This window comes from Micromonospora desertarenae (assembly GCF_056150265.1).
This window is the reverse complement of the sequence record NZ_JAXCFQ010000003.1, coordinates 476,013-493,421: the sequence shown is the minus strand read 5'-3', so window position 1 is coordinate 493,421 and position 17,409 is coordinate 476,013. Positions and strand designations below refer to the sequence as shown.

Here is a 17,409-nt window from a genome sequence, read left to right as displayed (position 1 = left end):
CTCCGCTGGAAGTTCCCGCATCACCCGGCGAGGGCGTCGCCGACCGCCTCGACCAGGTCGGCGCGGGCCCGGGCGACCCGGGAGCGGATGGTGCCCACCGGCACCCCCTCCACCACGGCGGCCTCGGCGTACGACAGGCCGAGCAGTTGGGTGAGCACGAACGCCCCGCGCCGCTCGGCGGGCAGCCGGCGGACCAGGTCGGCGGCGCCGAGGTGACCGGCCGGGTCGGGGTGCGGCCGGTCGGTCCAGGCGTCGGCGGCCAGCCGTGCGTCGAGGCGCCGCCGCCGCACCACGGCCCGCAGGTGGTCGGCGCAGGTCCGGCGGGCGATGCCGAGCAGCCAGGTACGGGCGCTGGAGCGGCCCTCGAACGACGGCAGCGCCCGGAACGCCCGCAGGTACGTCTCCTGGGTCAGGTCGTCCGCGCTGTCCGGGTCGACCAGGGCGGCGGCGAAGCGCCACACCTCGGCCTGGGTGAGCCGGACGAACGCGGCCTGGGCCACCGGATCGCCGTCGCGGGCGGCGAGCGCCCAGCCGGTCGCCGACTCCCGCCCGGCGGCACCGGCCGGGTCGGCCGGACCGGCGGCGGTGGTGTCGCGCGGGGCGGGGATCACGACAAACCAGGTTACGCGGCGCCGTGGCGGGCGGGAGGGTCCTTCGGCCCCTCCATGTCCTGCGCCACGTCGGGAACTTTTCCCGGATCCGGGCCGACTACCCGCTCATGACATGCGACGACGTACGCGCGGCGCTGTCGGCGCGGCTGGACGGCGAGGATCCGCGGACGGCGCCGGCGGCGCTGGACACGCACACCGCTGGTTGCCCGGGTTGCCGGAACTGGCTCGCCCGGGCCGAGCAGGTGACCCGGCTGGTCCGGGTGCGGGCGGTGGCCGTACCGGATCTGACCGCCTCGGTGCTGGCGGCGGTCGCCGCCGACCCGCTGGGCCCGGGGCGGGCCGCGGCGGCCGCGGTGCGCGCCCGCCGGCAGCTGCTGCGGGTGGCGGTCGCGGTGGCCGCGGTCGCCCAGCTGGCCATCGCGCTGCCGATCCTGCTCGCCGGGCTCGGGGTGTCGGTGGACCCGCACACCAGCCGGGAGATGGCGTCGTTCGACGTGGCGCTCGCGGTCGGCTTCGCGCTGGCCGCCTGGCGGCCCGAGCGGGCCCGCGCGTTCGTGCCGGTCGCCCTGGTGCTGGCGGTCTGCCTGGCCGGCACCAGCGCGGTGGACATCGCCAACTCCACCACGGCGCTGGTGCACGAGGTGGGCCACCTGGCCGCCGTGGTCCAGGCGGGCCTGCTCTGGGCGCTCGGCCGGGTCAGCGGCGAGCCGGACCGACCGCTGTCGACGGCGGTCGCGGCGGGGCGCGGGTGACGCCGGGTCGCCGCGGCGGGCCGTCGTCGGCGAGCATGATCGGCATGACTGCCGCCATCCGCCGCTGGTCCGCCCGGTTGACCGCCACCGCCGGCCTGCTGGTCACCGTCGTCGCCCTGCTGATCGCCCCGGCCGGCCCGGCCAGCGCCCACGCGGTGCTGGTCAGCAGCAGCCCGGTCTCCTCGGCCGTGGTGCCGAGCGCCCCGGCCGAGGTGGTGCTGACGTTCAGCGAGTCGGTGCGCAAGGTGCCCGGCAAGATCCGGGTGATCGCGCCGGACGGCGACCGCGCCGACCGCGGCGAGCCGACCTTCGAGGGCGCGGTGGTGACCCTCCCGGTGGATCCCGCCGCCGGGCGCGGCACCTACCTGGTCAGCTACCGGGTGATCTCCGCCGACAGCCACCCGGTCTCCGGGGCGTTCACCTACTCGGTCGGCGCTCCCTCGGCGCCCCCGGTCGACAGCGGCGACGACAGCCGCGCCGACCCGGTGGTCGGCACCGCGGTCAAGGTCGCCAAGTACGTCGGCTACGTCGGGCTGCTGCTGCTCGTCGGCCCGGCGCTGGTGCTCGCCGCGCTCTGGCCGCGGCGGCTGTCCCGGCGTGGTCCGGCCCGGCTGGCCTGGACCGGCATCGGCCTGGTGGCGCTCTCCACCGTGGCGAACCTGCTGCTCCAGGTGCCGTACACCGCCGGGGGCGGGCTCTTCGACGTGACCGGCGAGGGGCTGAGCGCGGTGCTGGGCAGCGCGTTCGGCGCCGCGCACCTGGTCCGGCTGGGTCTGCTGGCCGCGGCGGCGTTCCTGCTCCGCCCGCTGCTGGCCGGGCCGGTCGGCCGGGCCGACCTGGGCATCCTGGGCATCCTGGCCGGGGCCGCGCTGCTGACCTGGCCGGTGGCCGGGCACCCGGCCGCCTCGCCGGCGCCGGCGGTCTCGGTGGTCGTCGACGCGGTGCACCTGGGCAGCATGGCGGTCTGGCTGGGCGGGCTGGTGATGCTCGCCGGCTTCCTGCTGCCCCGGGCCGACGAGCGGGAGCTGGGCGCCATCCTGCCGATCTGGTCGCGCTGGGCGGCGCTGGCGGTCTCCGCGCTGCTGCTCGCCGGCACCGTCCAGGCGCTGATCGAGGTGGCCACCCCGGGCGCCCTGGTGAACACCACGTACGGCCGGCTGGTGCTGGCCAAGATCGCGCTGTTCGCGCTGGTGATCGGGGTGGCCGCGTACTCCCGGCAGCTGGTGCGCCGGCGCGTCGGGGTCGAGCGGCCGGGGCAGGTGCGCCGGGCGGTCTGGGTGGAGCTGGCGGTCACCGCCGTGGTGCTCGGCGTGACAGCGACCCTGGTGCAGACCACCCCGGCCCGCACCGCCGCCACCGACGTGGCCGGGTCCGAGGCCGGTTACTTCTCCACCACCGTGTCGAGTTCCCTCTTCTCGCTCCAGATCGAGATCGACCCGGCCCAGCGGGGCAACAACACGGTGCACTTCTACGCGTACACCGCCGACAACCGGCCGCAGCCGGTGGTCGAGTGGAAGGCCACCGCCGCGCTGCCGTCGGCCGGGATCGAACCGATCGAGGTCCCGCTACTGCCGTTGACCGACAACCACGCGACCGGCGAGATGAACCTGCCGGCGGCGGGGGAGTGGCAACTGCGCGTCACCGCCCGTACGTCCGACATCGACCAGGCCACGGTGACCGCCACCGTGCCGATCCGTTAGAGAGGTCCCCGTCCATGATCCGTCACCGGCGTTCCTTCACTGCCGCGGCCGCGTTGGCGCTCGGCGCCGTCGCCACCGCGGTGTTCGGCTTCGCGGCGCCCGCGTCGGCCCACGTCACGGTGAACCCGAAGGACGCGACGCAGGGCGGCTACGCCCGGATCGCGTTCCGGGTGCCGAACGAGAGCGACACGGCGTCCACCACCAAGGTGGAGGTGGTGCTGCCGGAGAACGCGCCGGTCGGCTCGGTGTCGACGATGCCGGTGCCCGGCTGGACGGTGGCGGTGGAGAAGCGCAAGGTCGACCCGCCGGTGGAGGTGCACGGCAGCCAGCTCAGCGAGGTGGTGTCGAAGCTGACCTGGACCGCCACCGCGAACGCGGGGGTCAAGCCCGGCGAGTTCCAGGAGTTCCCGGTCTCGCTCGGCCCGCTGCCGCAGGTCGACCGGATGGTCTTCAAGACGTTGCAGACCTACTCCGACGGCAACGTGCAGCGCTGGATCGAGGAGCCGACGCCCGGCGGCGAGGAGCCGGAGAGCCCCGCGCCGGTGCTCACCCTCACCGCGGCCGGCGCGTCGGCCAGCCCCACCGCCGGGGCGCGGGCGGACGACGACGATGACGACGAGGTCGAGGCCGAGGGCGTGGGCGTGGCCACCGGGCTCGGCATCGCCGGCCTGGTCGCCGGCGCGGCCGGCCTGCTGCTGGGCGGACTGGCGTTCGCGCGTACCCGCCGGGAGGCGACCCCGAAGTCCTGAGTCGCGCCGCGCCGCTCGGCCCGCCGGACCAGCCGGCGGGCCGACGGCTTTTCCGGATCCTCGACCGTGGATATCCGCTGATCGAGAGGCCGACGTCGGTAAGGTCGACCGGGTACTCGGCTACGGAGGGGGACGGAGCGGATGCGGGTCGTGCGGGCGCTGCTCGGAACGGTGCTGTTGATCATCGGGATTCCGGCGCTGTTCGCCGGTGGGGCGCTCTGGATGCTGGCTCGGCACGCCGACCCCGGCGGCGCGTTCGCCGCCCGCTTCGAGACTGTGCAGACGACCGGGCACGCGGTGGTGGTCCGGGACGTGGACGCGCTGCTCCGCGCGGAGGCGCCGTTCGCGCGGGTCGGGTCGACGCTCCGGTTGGAGGCGCGTACCGCCGACGGGCCGGCCTTCGTCGGCCTGGCCCCCACCGACGAGGTGCGGCGCTGGCTCGACCCGGTGCCGCACGCCACCGTCCGCCGGGTGGCGCTGGCCCGGGGCCCGCTGCCGGTCCGGCTCGACCGGGCCGGACCCGCCACCGCCGCCGCGCCGGCCGCCGGCATCGCCCCCGTCGGCCGTCCCTTCTGGGTACGCGAGGGGATCGGCGCGCTCGAGTGGAGCCCGCAGGAGGTGGCCGACCAGCGGCTGAGCCTGGTGGTGATGCACCCCGACGGCCGGCCCGACCTGACCCTGCGGCTGCGCGCCGAACTGCGGTCCGGGTGGACCGCCCCGGCCACGGCGGGCCTGCTCGCCGGCGGGATGCTGCTGGTGACGCTGGCGCTGCTGCTCCTGCTGCGGCCGGTCCGGCCCCGCGAGGTGGTCTTCGTGGTCGAGCCGGACCAGGTGCCGGTGCTGGCCGGGCGCCTCGGGGTGAGTTCGCTGAGCGGGCTGGGCGCGCAACCGACCCGGGACACCGACCGCTCCCTGGTCGGCGGGCGGCAACTCGCGACGGTCGGGGCCGCCCGGCCGGCGATCGGGTCCGGTCCCGCCCGCCGGCCGTCCACCCTGGCCGACCTGCCCGAACCCGGCGCGACGGAGGCCCCGCACCCGCGCGGGGTGACCCTGACCCTGGCCTGGCCGCCCAGCGGGCCGGAGGAGACGGTCGCCCCGGTTCCGGTGACCGACCGCACCCAGGCCGGCCGGCCCGAGGCCGCCGACTGACGATCGATCCGCCGCTCGTCCGGGAGCCGGCGTGGAAACGGCGAGCGGCCCGCCGCGCTGCCGACACGGAGGGCCGCCCTCACCGGGGGATCGGTGCTACCCGAGAGACGTCTGAGGTAGTTGGGACCAGATTAGCGGTGATCGGCGCTACTCGGGAAGTCCGTCCATTTGGTGCGACTTCTCCCGGCCCGGCGCCGGCGTCCCGGACACCGTGGGCCGCGCCGGCAGCGTCACCAGCAGCAGCAGGCTGAGCAGCACGTACGTGTTGCGGACCAGGAACTCCCCCGGCGAGTCGGTACGCGCGGGGGCGACCCCCCAGTCGTAGAAGGTGACCACCCCGTACACGATGAGGGCGATGGTGCCGATCGCCAGCGCGGCCAGCCAGCGGCGGCGCCGCATGCCGGCCATGGTGGACGGATCGGCGCGCCAGGCGGCGTCGACCAGCACCACCACCGCCGGGATGAACCAGTAGATGTGGTGCGTCCAGGTGATCGGGCTGACCAGCGCCCCGACCAGGCCGGTCAGGGCCAGCCCGGCCAGCGCGTCCCCGGCCCGGGCGGCCCGCACCGCCCGCCACAGCCCGTACCCGGCGACGACCGCGACCAGCAGCAGCCACACCAGCCGGGACGGCTGCTCGGGCGCGGTGATCCGGCTGAGCAGCCCGAACAGCGACTGGTTGCCGGTGTAGTCGGTGCGACCGACGCGGTCGGTGGCCCACAGCTCGTGGGCCCAGAACCGCCACGAGTCCCGCGGCGCGACGGCCGCGGCGAGCAGGGTCGCCGCGGCGGCGGTGACGCTCGCCACGATCGCCGCCCGCCACCGCCGGGTGGCCAGCAGGTAGACGATGAAGATGCCGGGGAAGAGCTTGAGCGCCGTCGCCAGCCCGACCCCCACCCCGGCCCACTTCCGCCCCTGCGGTACGGCGAAGAGCAGGTCGGCCAGGATCAGCACGACCAGCAGCATGTTGATCTGACCGAAGGTGATCGTCTCGCGGGTGCTCTCCACGGCGAGCACCAGCAGCACCGCCACCACGAGGGTGAACAGCCGGGGCAGGTGGTGCCGCTCGATCACGGGCAGGACCAGCCATCGGGTGGTGACCACCACGGCCAGCCCGGTGAGCGCTGTGAAGATCGCCACGGTGGCGCCCAGCGGCAGCGCCCCGAACGGCAGCAGCAGCAACGCGCTGAACGGCGGGTAGGTGAAGTACAACTCGCCCTGCACCCGGTCCGGCTGCACGTAGTCGTAGAGCGGGTTGCCGGCCGCCCACCAGTCCATCGCCCGCATGTAGATCTTCAGGTCGAAGAAGTCGTGCACCAGGCCCGGCAGGTAGAGCGCCGGCAGCACGGCGGCGAGCGCCAGCACGGCGAGGATCCGGCGCACCCGACGGCCGCCGCCGGCGTCGTCGGTGAGGACGGCGGGCGGTGCGGCGGGTTTTGCGGGCACGGGCAAACCCTAACCGTCCGCTCGGCCGGGAGCGCGCAGCCGCGGGTCGTGGGCTGCGCGTAGGCTGTCCCGGTGGCTGATCTCCTCGTCTGGATCGACTGTGAGATGACCGGATTGGACCTCGGCAGGGACAAGCTGATCGAGGTCGCCGCGCTCGTCACCGACCCCGACCTCAACGTGCTCGGCGACGGAGTCGACGTCGTGATCCACGCCGAGGATGCGGCGCTGGAGGCGATGCCGGAGATCGTGGCGACGATGCACGGCAAGTCCGGGTTGACCGAGGAGGTCCGCCGGTCGACGGTGACCCTGGCGGAGGCCGAGGACATGGTCCTCGACTACGTGACCCGCTACGTGAAGGACCCGCGCACCGCCCCGCTCTGCGGCAACTCCATCGCCACCGACCGGGGCTTCATCACCCGGGACATGCCGCGCCTCGACGCCCACCTGCACTACCGGATGATCGACGTCTCCTCGATCAAGGAGCTCTGCCGCCGGTGGTATCCGCGGGTGTACTTCGGGCAGCCGCAGAAGGGCCTCGCGCACCGGGCGCTGGCCGACATCCGGGAGAGCATCCGGGAGCTGGAGTACTACCGGCGGACGATCTTCGTCCCGCTGCCCGGGCCGGACGTGGAGAGCGCCAAGGCGATCGCCGCGCAGCTGTGAACCGGGCCGCCCGCCGGCGGCGGCAACCCGCTGGACGCGGCGGGCCGGGGTGAGGCTATGATTGGTCCGCACCCGCCCGGGGCGATCGCCCGGGGTGGACGGCATGGTGGCTGTAGCTCAGTTGGCAGAGCACCGGGTTGTGGTCCCGGTTGTCGTGGGTTCAATTCCCATCAGTCACCCGGTAGACGGAAGCCCCCTCCGCGGAGGGGGCTTCCGTCGTTTTCCGGTGCGGCCGGGGGTGCCGCACTCAGGCGGTCGGGCTCGTGCTCGGCGCGACGTCCGGGTCCGCCGTCGCGTCCGTGCCCGGTGCGGCGGGCGGCTCGTACGGCAGGGCGCTGCCCTTGACGTACTGCTCCCAGCTCATGTTCCAGTCCGTCCAGCCGTTGCCGTTCTGCAGCTTCCGCTCGGTGCCCCTGACCACGATCGGGTCACCGATGCGGGTGTTGGCGAACAGCCACGCCCCGTTGGCCATCGAGACGTTCACGCAGCCGTGCGAGACGTTCACCCGGCCCTGCTGCCCCTCCGACCAGGGTGCGGCGTGGATGAACTCGCCACCCCAGGTGAGCCGCTGGGCGTAGTCGATCTTCGTCCGGTAGCCCTCCTCGGGGCCGAGCTCCTCGAAGGTGTCGAAGACCGTCTTGCGCAGCTTCTCGATCACCACCATCGTGCCGCTGGACGACGGCGTGCTCTTCTTGCCCAGGCTGACCGGGATGGTCTTGACCACCGCGCCGTCCTTGCGGACGGTCATCCGCTTGGTCTTGTTGTCCACCGTCATGATCAGCGACGGGCCGATCTTGACGTCGACGGTGAGGTCGGCGCGGCCGTACCAGCCGTCGCCCATCGGCAGGCCGCCGGCCTGGACCCGGTACGAGACTGTGCTGTTGGCCTTCCAGAACTCCTTCGGCCGGTAGCGCACCTCGGTCGGGCTGACCCAGTGCCAGATGCCCTCCTGGGCCGGCGTGGAGGTCACCGTCATCCGGCGCTGGACGTCGTCGCGGTAGTCCTCCGGTACGGCCCGGCTGAACTTCACGATCAGCGGCATGCCGACGCCGACCACCTGGCCGTCGCCGAGGAAGCTGCTCACCCGGACCTGCTTGGACGGCTTGGCCATGGTGGTGAAGGTGCTGGTAGCGGTGGCGGGCCGCCCGTCGTCACCGGTCGCCGTGACGGTGGCGGTGTAGGTCTCGCCGTACTTCAGCGCGCCGGCCGGGAGCCAGCTCTTGCCGTCCGCGGCGAGTTGGCCCTCGACCGCCTCGCCGGCCGAGTCCTTGAGCTCGACGGTGGTCTCCTGGGCGTCCTTCGTGGTGAAGGTGATGCCGGTGGAGGCGGGCACGTCCTTGGCGTCGGCCTGCGGCTCGGTGATGGTGGCCGCGGCCTTCGGCGCGGCGTTCTGGCTGCCGGCCTGCCACCCCGACGGCTTGTCGCCGCCGCCGTCGGTGCAGGCGGTGGTCAGCGCGAGCGCCGCGGCGAGTACGGCCGCCGCGAGCCCGCGGCGCCGCCCACCGCGGCGCTTCAGCTGGTCCTGGACAGCTCGCATGATTCCCTCACAGTCGTGGTCCCCGGTTGCCCATCGTCTCTCAACTGACGCACGGGGAGGGATACCCGTTGCCAGGGGTGCCGTGAAACACCCCGACCATCATGTCCGTAATCGGATGTTTCCGACACCAACTCTCCCCTCCCGCCCCTCCCCACCCGCGGATCCAGCCGGTTGATCATGAGGTTGGCGGGGCGGAATGCCGGAATCGGCGCCGCCAACCTCATGATCGACGCTGGGTGGGCCGGGGGAGGGAGGGGGAGGGGGGTGGGTGGGGTGGGTGGGTTAGAGGGCGGGGGCGGCGCCGCCTTCGGGGACTGGGAGGGCGCTGCCCTTGATGAACTCCGACCAGCTCAGGCTCCAGGCCGTCCACCCGTTGCCGGGAGCCAGCCGCCGCTCGGTGCCCTTGATGGTGATCGGGTCACCGATCTTCGTCTTTCCGAACAGCCAGCGGGCGTTGGCCATCGACACGTTGACGCAGCCGTGCGAGACGTTCTGCCGGCCCTGCACGTGCTCCGACCAGGGTGCGGCGTGGATGTACTCGCCACCCCAGGTGAGCCGCTGTGCGAAGTCGATCTCGGTGACGTAGCGGTTCGCCGGATCGGGATCGTCGCGGGTGTCGAAGACCGTGGACTCCTTCTTCTCCATCACCACCATGGTGCCGCTGGACGAGGGGGTCTTCCGCTTGCCCAGGCTGACCGGCAGGGTGCGGACCAGTTGGCCGTCCTCGTAGACCCGCATCTGCTTGTCGGCGTTGTCGACCTTCATCTCGAAGGCGCGGCCGATCTTGGCGGTGGCCTTCCGGTCGACGTTGCCGTACCGGCCGTTGCTCAGCGGGATGCCGGCCAGCGCGATCCGGACGGTGAGCGTGGTGCCCGGCTTCCAGTACTCCGGCGCCCGGTAGTAGGCCTGGGTGCCGTTGTCCACCCAGTGCCACGCGCCCGGCTGCGGCGGGTCGGTGCTGACGAACATCCGCTTCTGCACCGCGGCCCGGTCCTTCTTCGGGATGCCCGGGTGGAACTCGGCGACCACCGGCATCGCCACACCGTAGGTCTTGTCGTCGAAGAGGTAGAGCCCGGAGCTGATCATCGACCTGGGCTTGGCCATCGTGGTGAACGTGCTGGTGCCCTGGCTGGTCTGGCCGTCCGCCCCGGTGGCGGTGACGGTGGCGGTGTAGCGGGTGCCCCACTTCAGCGGCGCCGAGGGCACCCACGAGGAGCCGTCGGTACGCAGCTTGCCCTCGACCGGCTTGCCGTCGGCGGTGGTCAGCGTGACGCTGGACACCTTCCCGCCGTCCGGCAGCTTGGCGCCGATCTCCGAACTGACCGGCCGGTTCTTCGCCCCGTCGGCCGGGCTGACCGACAGCGCCGGACCGGTCGGGGCGGCCGGTGTCGACGGTTCGGCCGCGGCGCTGGCGGTGGCGCTCGGCGCCGCCGCGTCGACGAACTCGGCCTTCTTCGGATCGTCGCCACAGCCCGTCAGAGCCAGCGACGCCACCAGGCCGAGGGCACCCACCATCGCCCCGGCCCGCGCGAACCTGCCCATCCCCACCTCTGTTCTCGCGTACCTGGCGGACATCGTGCCGCATCGGCGCCGTTCCGCTGGTCCCGGTGGCCGTACGCCTGGGGTGTTTGCCGCTTTCGCGGCTTAAGCTCGACCGAAGGGGGGAGCCGGGGATCGGATTGGAACCCGGCTCCGGGGCCGTGCTAAGGTTCTCCCCGTTGCCAGCGAGCGCCGCTAGCTCAACTGGCAGAGCAGCGGACTCTTAATCCGCGGGTTCGGGGTTCGAGTCCCTGGCGGCGCACCAGCAGTAACACCCTCAGGGCCGGTCGATGAGACCGGCCCTGAGGTCGTTCTGGCGGCCCTTCCGAACAGGCATCGAACAGACGACCAGCTCGTCCGTGGCCGACCGCCGAGCCCGCCCGGTCACCTCGACGTAGATCAGCTCGTGATCGTCGGGGCTTCACCCGTTCTCCGCGATCCAGAGGCCTGGAAGTCGTAGCCATCGTCGGGCAGCCGGATCGAGCTGCCGAACCGTTCCGTCGATGGGATGGCAGTTACTACAGGTGGGGGTAGTGATTGTGGTTGCTCGCTGACTGCGAGTGACGCTCCACCTCGTGCCGATGTTGGTCGGCGGTGGCGCGGCGGACCGCTGTCGAATCCACGTCCGCAGAGTGCCGGCGCCGGTCTCGCCAGCCCACGAGAACAACAACCGCGACCAGCAACACCGCGAGCACCCCGAGCGATACCACCAGTGCCGTCATGCCATTGACGCTAGGGCATGCACGCCAGCTCCGGGAGCCCGCCGACCCGGCGGCGCCTGCCACTGAGCAGGGAGCTGTGGAGGGCACGGCCGGGAGCCCGATCGAACGTCAGCGGTTAGCGACTGCACACCATGCCAAGGACTCGTTGCAAAGATTTCTTTGCAAAGCTATCTTGGCATCATGAGCGCTGATTCACACAAGCCCGGGTATGACGCCACCCAGGACGTGGTTCTCGACGCCCGGACCCTGCGCGGGGTGGCCCATCCACTGCGCCTGCGGTTGCTCGGCTCACTGCGCCACGACGGCCCGCAGACCGCCACCCAACTGGCCGCCCGGCTCGGCGAGTCCAGCGCGGCGACCAGCTACCACCTCCGCACCCTGGCCGCGCACGGCTTCGTCACCGACGCGCCCGAGCTGGGTCGCGGCCGGGAACGCTTCTGGCGCGCGGTGCATCGCTCGACCTGGTTCGACGCTCCGGACCGGGACGCGCCGGAACGTGAACTCGGCGAGGCGTACCTGCGCACGGTCGCGCGGATGTACGCGGAGAACGTCGAGCAGTCCATCACCGAGCTGGCCGACTGGCCGCAGGAGTGGGTGCGGGCGGCCAGCATGAGCGACCTCACGGTCAGCCTGAGCGCCGCCGAGGCGCAGCAGCTCGCCGACGACATGATGGCCCTGCTGGTGCGGTATCGGGACCGGGCGGCGGACCGGGCCGGTGACGGGTCGGAACGCGTCGCGATGACCACGCAGTTCCAGATCTTCCCGCGGCGCGGCCAGCTGGACGCGCTGTTGGCGGCGCGAGCGGAGTCCGCCGGCGGGCCCGGCACCGTGGGCGACGGATCGTCCGGCACCGCGGCCGATGAACCCTCCGATGCCGCGGACGGGGGCCGAGAATGAGCCAACGGTCGGCGTACGGGTTGCTCGTCGCCCAGGCGGTCTCGGTCACCGGCACCCGGATGTCGGTCGTGGCGGTGCCCTGGTTCGTGTTGCAGACCACCGGCGACGCCCTGCTCACCGGCGTCACCGCGTTCGTGGAGATGGCCGCCCTGGTCGCGGCGCGCATCCTCGGCGGGCCACTGGTCGACCGGATCGGGTCGCGGATGGCCAGCGTCGGCGGTGACGTGATCGCTGGGCTGGTGCTCGGCGTGGTGCCCCTGCTCTACGCCGCCGGCCTGCTCGGCTATCCGGTCCTGCTCGTGATGGTCGGCCTGGTCGGGCTGTTCCGCGGCCCGTCGGACAACGCGAAGTACGCGATGGTGCCCGACGTGGCGGCCACCGCCGGCTGGAGCAACGAGCGTGCCGCCGGGCTGGCCGACAGCGTTCATCGCCTCGGGTCGCTGATCGGGGCGCCGCTGGGCGCCGTGCTGATCGCTCTGGTCGGCGCTCCCGTGGTCATCGCGCTGGACGCGGCCAGCTTCCTGCTCGCCGCCGCGCTGGTGGCGACACTGGTCCGGGTCCGGCGTGCCGAGACCGACCCGGTCGAGGCGGGCCAGCGCACCGGTGTCCGCGGCTACCTCGCCGACCTCGGGGCCGGGCTGCGCTTCGTCCGGCGTGATCCACTGCTCCGGGCGATCGTCGCGATGGTGCTGCTGACGAACCTGCTCGACCAGGCGATGACGGCGGTGCTGATCCCGGTGTGGGCGGCCGAGCGCTTCGACGACGCCGCACCCGTCGGGCTGGTGTTCGGCGCGCTCAGCGCCGGCGCCTTCGTCGGGTCGCTGCTCGTGTCGGTGTACGGCGCGCGACTGCCGCGGTGGCGCACGTACGCCCTGGCCTTCCTGCTCGGCGCCGTCCCGCGGATCTTCGTGCTGGCGCTGCCGGTCGGACTGCCGGTCATCGCGGGCGTCGCGCTCGTCGGCGGGGTGCTGATCGGGGCCATCAACCCGTTGCTGTCCGCCGCCGAGTTCGAACGCATCCCGGCCGACCTGCGGGCCCGGGTCCTGGGCGCGGTCGGCGGCCTGGCGTGGGCCGGTATCCCGCTCGGCGGACTCGTCGGCGGCGTGCTCGCCTCCACCCTCGGCGCCACCGGCGGCATCCTCGTCGTGGGCACGGCGTACCTGTTGGTCACCCTGGACCCGCTGGTCCGCCGGCGCACCTGGCGCCTGATGGACCGGCCCGCTCCCGCCGCCGCCCCGGTCGCCGTGCCGACCTGACTCCCGTCGGCGGTGGTCGCGGGACGGTGGGAAGCCGGGTCGAGCCGGCCGGGAAGGCGACCCCGGCCGGTTTCGGCGGCAGCGGTGACGCCGGGAAGGCGGCCACAGGCGCCGCGCTCACGGCCGCCGGCGCCGGGCGGCCGGTCAGGTGCGCACCGGAGGCTCGATCGGCTCGTCGACCTCGCTGTCGTCGCCGCGCAGGACGCTGATCATCCCGTTGGGCTCCAGGTACGCCCGGCGTACGTGGGTGATGTCCTCGATGCCGTGCGGGCGGAGTTGACTGCGCACCTCGTCGTAGGTCATGAATTCACGGCGCATCACCGCCCGGTTCAGCCGGCCGTCGACGATCAGCAGCCGGGGGCGGGCCTCCAGCAGCACCGCCAACCGCGGCCACCGGTAGGCCAACGCGTCCAGGGCGACACTCCAGGACAGGATCGTGGCCACCAGGGCCAGGCCGTCCGCCACGGAATGCGACTCGCCCACCAGGCCGCCCGCGGCCGCGTCGGCGACCAGCACGATCAGCAGTACGTCGGTGATGCCCAGCCCGCCGGCCTCGCGCTGGCCACCAGGCGGAGCATGGCGAGCAGGGCCAGGAACGTCACGGTCCCCCGGACCAGGATCTCCAGCGGCGGCCGGCTCAACGCGAACAGCTCACCCCAGTCAGGCATGGCGGGGCCGTACCCGTGATAAATGCGGGCAAACAGTAGCGTCACGTCATCCGGTCAGGTTTGTCAGCGCGGTTGCGGCCGCCCTCGCCGGCAGCGGGCGTCGGTGCTTCCGGAGAGGTGCTATCCCCACTCGCGGCGTACCTGAGGCTCCTGCGGCTCCTCGTGCGCCGGATCCGTGTCGGTCGTCTCGACCAGGTCCTCGGGCGCGACCCGCTCCGGCAGCTTGCCGAACCGGTCCCGCCGCCTGGTCTCGTACTCCTCGTCCTTCTTCCGGTCGGCGTGCTCTCGGTCCTCGCTCATCGCCCACCTCCCTCGCGGGTTCCAGTCTCCCCGCTGCCACGACCGTCCGGAGTTCCCGGCCGGGAACGGGCCGGGCCGGCGCGTGATCCACTCCAGATCCCGGATGTCGGGGCGTCGCGGCGTCCTCGACACCGCTACATCGCGCAACCCGTGTGGGGCACCCCGGCGACCGGCCCGCGCGGCGAGGCGACATCCCCGAGGTGTCCCCGGGCCGGCGGCGGGTAGTCGCCTCCTTCCCGTCGGCCGAGAGCTGGGAGGTCGGGTGGAGACGTATCCCGCCGTGGAGGCCCACGGCATGATCGGTGACCTGCAGACCGCGGCGTTGATCACCAGGGACGGGACGATCGACTGGTTCTGCGCGCCCCGGTTCGACTCGCCGAGCGTCTTCGGCGGGCTGCTGGACCGGCGGAAGGGCGGCCACTTCCAGGCCTCGCCGTGCGGCATCGACTACGTGAGCAAGCAGCTCTACCTGCCCGGCACGCCGATCCTGATCACCCGGTTCCTCAGCGCGGACGGGGTGGGTGAGCTGATCGACTTCATGCCGGTGACCGGCGGGCAGGCGACCGATCGCCACCGCCTGGTCCGGATGCTGCGGGTCGTCCGGGGCAGCATGCGGTTCCGGATCGAGTGCCGGCCCCGGTTCAACTACGGGCGCGACCCGCACCAGCTCGACGTCCATCCGGACGGCAGCGTCTTCCGCAGCCCGACGCTCACGCTCACGATCAACCCGGTCCGCTACGCCGACCCACCCCAGCTGGCGGACCAGGAGATCCACCGGGAGCAGGACGGCATCTGCGTCATCGGCACCTTGCGGGAGGGCCAGGCCGGCGGCGTGGTGCTGGAAACCGCCTCGACCGCGCCGCCGCGTGCCTACACCCCCGGCGAGGTACGCGACCTGCTGGAGGAGACGCGCGACTTCTGGCGGCGGTGGCTCGCCGGCTCCCGGTACACCGGGCGGTGGCGGGAGATGGTCGAGCGCTCCGCGATGACCCTCAAGCTCATGACGTACGCCCCGACCGGCGCGCTCATCGCCGCGCCGACCGTCGGGCTGCCCGAGCAACTCGGCGGGGTGCGCAACTGGGACTACCGGTACACCTGGATCCGGGACGCGTCCTTCTCCGTGCACGCCCTGCTCAGCCTGGGCTTCACCGACGAGGCCAGCGGCTACCTGGACTGGCTCACCGACCGGGTCCGGCAGGCGCGGCAGGAGGGGTCCCCGCTCCAGGTCATGTACCGGGTGGACGGCTCGCCCGACCTCACCGAGGAGGTGCTCGACCACCTGGAGGGCTATCGCGGCTCGGCGCCGGTCCGGATCGGCAACGGCGCCGCCGGCCAGCTGCAACTCGACATCTACGGCGAGACGCTCAACGCGGTGCACCTCGCCAGCGATCGGGGGTTGCGCGCCTCCCACCAGGAGTGGCGGCACATCGTGCACCTGGTGGACTGGCTCTGCGCCAACTGGGACCAGCCCGAGGACGGGATCTGGGAGACCCGCGCCGGCCGGCAGGACTTCACCTACGGCCGGCTGATGTCGTGGGTGGCCTTCGACCGCGCCATCCGTCTCGCCGACCAGCTCGGGCGGCCGGGCGACACGACCCGCTGGCGGAACGCGCGCAACGCCGTCTACGAGCAGATTATGACGCGCGGCTTCCATCCCGGGCGCGGCGCCTTCGTGCAGCACTACGCCACCGACGTGCTGGACGCGTCGCTGCTCGCCATGCCGTCCTTGGGGTTCGTCGCGCCGACCGACCCGATGTGGCAGTCGACCCTGCGCGCCATCGACGCCGACCTGGTCTCGGACAGCCTCGTCTACCGGTACGACCCGGGCGCCGCGCCTGACGGCCTCGCCGGCAACGAGGGCACCTTCAGCATGTGCACCTTCTGGTACGTCGAGGCGCTCGCCCGGTCCGGCCGGCTCGACGACGCGCGGCTGACCTTCGAGAAGATGCTCACCTACAGCAGCCAGCTCGGGCTGTACTCCGAGGAGATCGCCCCGAGCGGTGAGCAGGTCGGCAACTTCCCCCAGGCGTTCAGCCATCTCTCCCTGATCAGCACCGCGACGCACCTCGACCGGCTGCTGCGACGGCGCCCCTGACCGGGGCAACGGCAGCGGCACGCCCGGCGCGGGGCGCGGCAGCGGCAGGTGCGACGGCGGGCGCCGGCAGCGGCGGGGTCGTGGGTGACGGGCGGGGAAGCGGTCGGCCTACGCCGAGCCGATCCGCGCCGCGAGGCTCGCCCGGTAGTGGGGGCACTCGGCGATGTCGTCGTGCTCGCACCGGAGCGCGACGTCGATGATCTCCAACGACGCCTGCGCGCGGGCGATCCGCTCGGTCAGGGCGGACCGTTGCCGGGCCAGGATCCGGCGGCGTTCGGCCGGGTCCGGCTCGTCGAGGACGGCGCGGACGTCGTCCAGGCTGAAGCCCGCCTCCTTGGCCCGCAGGATCGTCGCGATCCGGTACAGGTCGGCCGTGCCGTAGCGCCGCCGGCCGGTCACCGACCGGGCGGGGGAGAGCAGCCCGACGGACTCCCAGTGCCGCAGTACGTGGGTGGGCAGCCCGAACCGGGCGGCGATCTCGCCGATGCTCAGCTCCGGCTGGTCGCTGGTTGACGTCATGTCGACATGAAGTCGCAGGATGGCCGGCATGTCAACGTACGACGAGGTGGACCGACTGATCCGGCTGCTCGACGCCGTCGACGACAGTCCGGATGCGACGGCGCTGCGCGCCCACTCGTACGCCCTGCTGGGCCTGACCGACGGCGCGCCGGTGGTCGACGTCGGCTGCGGGACCGGCCGGGCGGTGGCCGAGCTGGCCGCGCTCGGGGCGCGGCCGGTCGGCGTCGACCTGGACCCGCGGATGATCGCGGTGGCCCGGGACCGGCAGCCGGGCGCGGACCTGCGGGTGGCGGACGCCGGTGCGCTGCCGCTGCCGGACGGCGCGGTCCGCGGCTACCGCGCGGACAAGGTGCTGCACGACCTCGCGCAGCCGGACCGGGCGCTCGCGGAGGCGCGGCGGGTGCTCGCGCCCGGCGGCCGGATCGTGCTGGTCGGCCAGGACTGGGACGCCATCGTGGTCGACTCCGGCGAGCCGGCGCTGACCCGCGCCATCGTGCACGCCCGGGCCGATCGTGTGAACAGCCCGCGGGCCGCCCGGGGCTACCGGGGCCTGCTGCTGGACGCCGGCTTCGCGGCGCCGGAGGTGGAGGTGCACACCTGGGTGCGGACCGGGGAGGAGGTCCTGCCGATGCTCGCCGGGTTCACCGGTCCGGCGGTGGGGGCGGGGGTGGTCACGCCCGCCGAGGCGGGACTCTGGCTGGCCGACCAGCGACGCCGGGCGGCACGGGATCGCGCCCTGGTGGCCATCCCGTTCTTCGTCGCCGCCGCCCGTCGTGCCTGACCTGGGGCGGTGCCGACACTCGGAGGCA

General features: G+C 73.3%; 18 protein-coding genes and 2 tRNA genes. 11 read left to right on the top strand and 9 right to left on the bottom strand.

All coding sequences use genetic code 11. From position 1 onward, the window contains the following. Positions 1 to 20: 20 nt before the first annotated feature. The gene (locus SM577_RS08255; protein ID WP_302917896.1) at positions 21 to 611 is read right to left on the bottom strand and encodes a sigma-70 family RNA polymerase sigma factor; all 591 of its coding nucleotides are present in this window, start codon (positions 609 to 611) and stop codon (positions 21 to 23) included. A 107-nt stretch (positions 612 to 718) separates the two neighbouring features. On the opposite strand from SM577_RS08255, the gene SM577_RS08250 reads away from it, so the two are divergent. From SM577_RS08250 to SM577_RS08235, 4 genes are all read left to right on the top strand, one after another. Then, entirely contained in the window at positions 719 to 1,363 is a 645-nt protein-coding gene (locus SM577_RS08250) for a zf-HC2 domain-containing protein (RefSeq protein ID WP_474586600.1), read from the top strand. Positions 1,364 to 1,398: 35 nt separating this feature from the next. Then, positions 1,399 to 3,063 (top strand): copper resistance CopC/CopD family protein, encoded by a 1,665-nt coding sequence (locus SM577_RS08245; RefSeq protein ID WP_474586599.1) that lies wholly within the window; start codon positions 1,399 to 1,401, stop codon positions 3,061 to 3,063. A gap of 14 nt (positions 3,064 to 3,077) precedes the next feature. After that, positions 3,078 to 3,812: a YcnI family copper-binding membrane protein gene (locus SM577_RS08240; RefSeq protein ID WP_474586598.1), complete on the top strand. Its 735-nt coding sequence runs from the start codon at positions 3,078 to 3,080 to the stop codon at positions 3,810 to 3,812. Positions 3,813 to 3,953: 141 nt separating this feature from the next. Further along, complete coding sequence (locus SM577_RS08235) at positions 3,954 to 4,961, top strand: hypothetical protein (RefSeq protein ID WP_474586597.1); 1,008 nt, start codon at positions 3,954 to 3,956, stop codon at positions 4,959 to 4,961. Positions 4,962 to 5,108: 147 nt separating this feature from the next. Here the strand turns inward: SM577_RS08235 and SM577_RS08230 are convergent, their stop codons facing one another. Continuing rightward, the gene (locus SM577_RS08230) at positions 5,109 to 6,404 is read right to left on the bottom strand and encodes a glycosyltransferase 87 family protein (protein ID WP_474586596.1); all 1,296 of its coding nucleotides are present in this window, start codon (positions 6,402 to 6,404) and stop codon (positions 5,109 to 5,111) included. A gap of 72 nt (positions 6,405 to 6,476) precedes the next feature. Between SM577_RS08230 and orn the strand changes: the two genes are divergently transcribed. Continuing rightward, complete coding sequence (orn, locus tag SM577_RS08225) at positions 6,477 to 7,067, top strand: oligoribonuclease (RefSeq protein ID WP_302917891.1); 591 nt, start codon at positions 6,477 to 6,479, stop codon at positions 7,065 to 7,067. A 106-nt stretch (positions 7,068 to 7,173) separates the two neighbouring features. Beyond that, positions 7,174 to 7,246, top strand: a tRNA-His gene (locus SM577_RS08220). 68 nt (positions 7,247 to 7,314) lie between these two features. Here the strand turns inward: SM577_RS08220 and SM577_RS08215 are convergent. Both SM577_RS08215 and SM577_RS08210 read right to left on the bottom strand, forming a co-directional pair. Next, entirely contained in the window at positions 7,315 to 8,604 is a 1,290-nt protein-coding gene (locus SM577_RS08215) for a L,D-transpeptidase (RefSeq protein ID WP_474580549.1), read from the bottom strand. A 282-nt stretch (positions 8,605 to 8,886) separates the two neighbouring features. Then, complete coding sequence (locus SM577_RS08210; RefSeq protein ID WP_474586595.1) at positions 8,887 to 10,146, bottom strand: L,D-transpeptidase; 1,260 nt, start codon at positions 10,144 to 10,146, stop codon at positions 8,887 to 8,889. 186 nt (positions 10,147 to 10,332) lie between these two features. Here SM577_RS08210 and SM577_RS08205 point away from each other — a divergent pair. Beyond that, positions 10,333 to 10,408: transfer RNA gene (locus SM577_RS08205), tRNA-Lys, on the top strand. A 253-nt stretch (positions 10,409 to 10,661) separates the two neighbouring features. Here SM577_RS08205 and SM577_RS08200 read toward each other — a convergent pair. Continuing rightward, positions 10,662 to 10,865 carry a hypothetical protein gene (locus tag SM577_RS08200; protein WP_474580550.1) on the bottom strand — a complete coding sequence of 68 codons (204 nt, stop codon included), beginning with the start codon at positions 10,863 to 10,865 and terminating at the stop codon, positions 10,662 to 10,664. A 180-nt stretch (positions 10,866 to 11,045) separates the two neighbouring features. Here SM577_RS08200 and SM577_RS08195 point away from each other — a divergent pair, with 180 nt between their 5' ends. Both SM577_RS08195 and SM577_RS08190 read left to right on the top strand, forming a co-directional pair. Continuing rightward, positions 11,046 to 11,762: a helix-turn-helix domain-containing protein gene (locus SM577_RS08195; protein WP_474586594.1), complete on the top strand. Its 717-nt coding sequence runs from the start codon at positions 11,046 to 11,048 to the stop codon at positions 11,760 to 11,762. Continuing rightward, positions 11,759 to 13,018, top strand: coding sequence for an MFS transporter (locus SM577_RS08190; RefSeq protein ID WP_302917887.1), 1,260 nt, complete (start codon positions 11,759 to 11,761; stop codon positions 13,016 to 13,018). The genes SM577_RS08195 and SM577_RS08190 overlap by 4 nt, the downstream gene beginning before the upstream one ends. A gap of 144 nt (positions 13,019 to 13,162) precedes the next feature. On the opposite strand, the gene SM577_RS08185 is transcribed toward SM577_RS08190, so the two are convergent. The 3 genes from SM577_RS08185 to SM577_RS08175 form a co-directional block, all read right to left on the bottom strand. After that, complete coding sequence (locus SM577_RS08185; protein ID WP_474586593.1) at positions 13,163 to 13,534, bottom strand: DUF421 domain-containing protein; 372 nt, start codon at positions 13,532 to 13,534, stop codon at positions 13,163 to 13,165. A gap of 2 nt (positions 13,535 to 13,536) precedes the next feature. Continuing rightward, entirely contained in the window at positions 13,537 to 13,686 is a 150-nt protein-coding gene (locus tag SM577_RS08180; protein WP_474586592.1) for a hypothetical protein, read from the bottom strand. Between the two features lie 120 nt (positions 13,687 to 13,806). Beyond that, positions 13,807 to 13,986, bottom strand: coding sequence for a hypothetical protein (locus SM577_RS08175; RefSeq protein WP_302917885.1), 180 nt, complete (start codon positions 13,984 to 13,986; stop codon positions 13,807 to 13,809). A 262-nt stretch (positions 13,987 to 14,248) separates the two neighbouring features. On the opposite strand from SM577_RS08175, the gene SM577_RS08170 reads away from it, so the two are divergent. Then, positions 14,249 to 16,081 carry a glycoside hydrolase family 15 protein gene (locus SM577_RS08170; RefSeq protein WP_474586591.1) on the top strand — a complete coding sequence of 611 codons (1,833 nt, stop codon included), beginning with the start codon at positions 14,249 to 14,251 and terminating at the stop codon, positions 16,079 to 16,081. Positions 16,082 to 16,189: 108 nt separating this feature from the next. Here SM577_RS08170 and SM577_RS08165 read toward each other — a convergent pair whose 3' ends face one another. Continuing rightward, positions 16,190 to 16,600: a MerR family transcriptional regulator gene (locus SM577_RS08165; protein ID WP_474586590.1), complete on the bottom strand. Its 411-nt coding sequence runs from the start codon at positions 16,598 to 16,600 to the stop codon at positions 16,190 to 16,192. 28 nt (positions 16,601 to 16,628) lie between these two features. On the opposite strand from SM577_RS08165, the gene SM577_RS08160 reads away from it, so the two are divergent. Then, positions 16,629 to 17,381 carry a methyltransferase domain-containing protein gene (locus tag SM577_RS08160; RefSeq protein WP_474586589.1) on the top strand — a complete coding sequence of 251 codons (753 nt, stop codon included), beginning with the start codon at positions 16,629 to 16,631 and terminating at the stop codon, positions 17,379 to 17,381. Positions 17,382 to 17,409: the final 28 nt, after the last annotated feature.

What these genes read in the sequence shown, in the direction of transcription:
- SM577_RS08190 (WP_302917887.1), top strand. Translation starts at nt 11,759, where the DNA reads ATGAGCCAACGGTCGGCGTACGGGTTGCTCGTCGCCCAGGCGGTCTCG.
- SM577_RS08160 (WP_474586589.1), top strand. Translation starts at nt 16,629, where the DNA reads ATGTCAACGTACGACGAGGTGGACCGACTGATCCGGCTGCTCGACGCC.
- SM577_RS08175 (WP_302917885.1), bottom strand. Translation starts at nt 13,986, where the DNA reads ATGAGCGAGGACCGAGAGCACGCCGACCGGAAGAAGGACGAGGAGTAC.
- SM577_RS08195 (WP_474586594.1), top strand. Translation starts at nt 11,046, where the DNA reads ATGAGCGCTGATTCACACAAGCCCGGGTATGACGCCACCCAGGACGTG.
- SM577_RS08240 (WP_474586598.1), top strand. Translation starts at nt 3,078, where the DNA reads ATGATCCGTCACCGGCGTTCCTTCACTGCCGCGGCCGCGTTGGCGCTC.
- SM577_RS08215 (WP_474580549.1), bottom strand. Translation starts at nt 8,604, where the DNA reads ATGCGAGCTGTCCAGGACCAGCTGAAGCGCCGCGGTGGGCGGCGCCGC.
- SM577_RS08200 (WP_474580550.1), bottom strand. Translation starts at nt 10,865, where the DNA reads ATGACGGCACTGGTGGTATCGCTCGGGGTGCTCGCGGTGTTGCTGGTC.
- SM577_RS08245 (WP_474586599.1), top strand. Translation starts at nt 1,399, where the DNA reads ATGATCGGCATGACTGCCGCCATCCGCCGCTGGTCCGCCCGGTTGACC.
- SM577_RS08180 (WP_474586592.1), bottom strand. Translation starts at nt 13,686, where the DNA reads ATGCCTGACTGGGGTGAGCTGTTCGCGTTGAGCCGGCCGCCGCTGGAG.
- SM577_RS08210 (WP_474586595.1), bottom strand. Translation starts at nt 10,146, where the DNA reads ATGGGCAGGTTCGCGCGGGCCGGGGCGATGGTGGGTGCCCTCGGCCTG.
- SM577_RS08250 (WP_474586600.1), top strand. Translation starts at nt 719, where the DNA reads ATGACATGCGACGACGTACGCGCGGCGCTGTCGGCGCGGCTGGACGGC.
- SM577_RS08165 (WP_474586590.1), bottom strand. Translation starts at nt 16,600, where the DNA reads ATGACGTCAACCAGCGACCAGCCGGAGCTGAGCATCGGCGAGATCGCC.
- SM577_RS08235 (WP_474586597.1), top strand. Translation starts at nt 3,954, where the DNA reads ATGCGGGTCGTGCGGGCGCTGCTCGGAACGGTGCTGTTGATCATCGGG.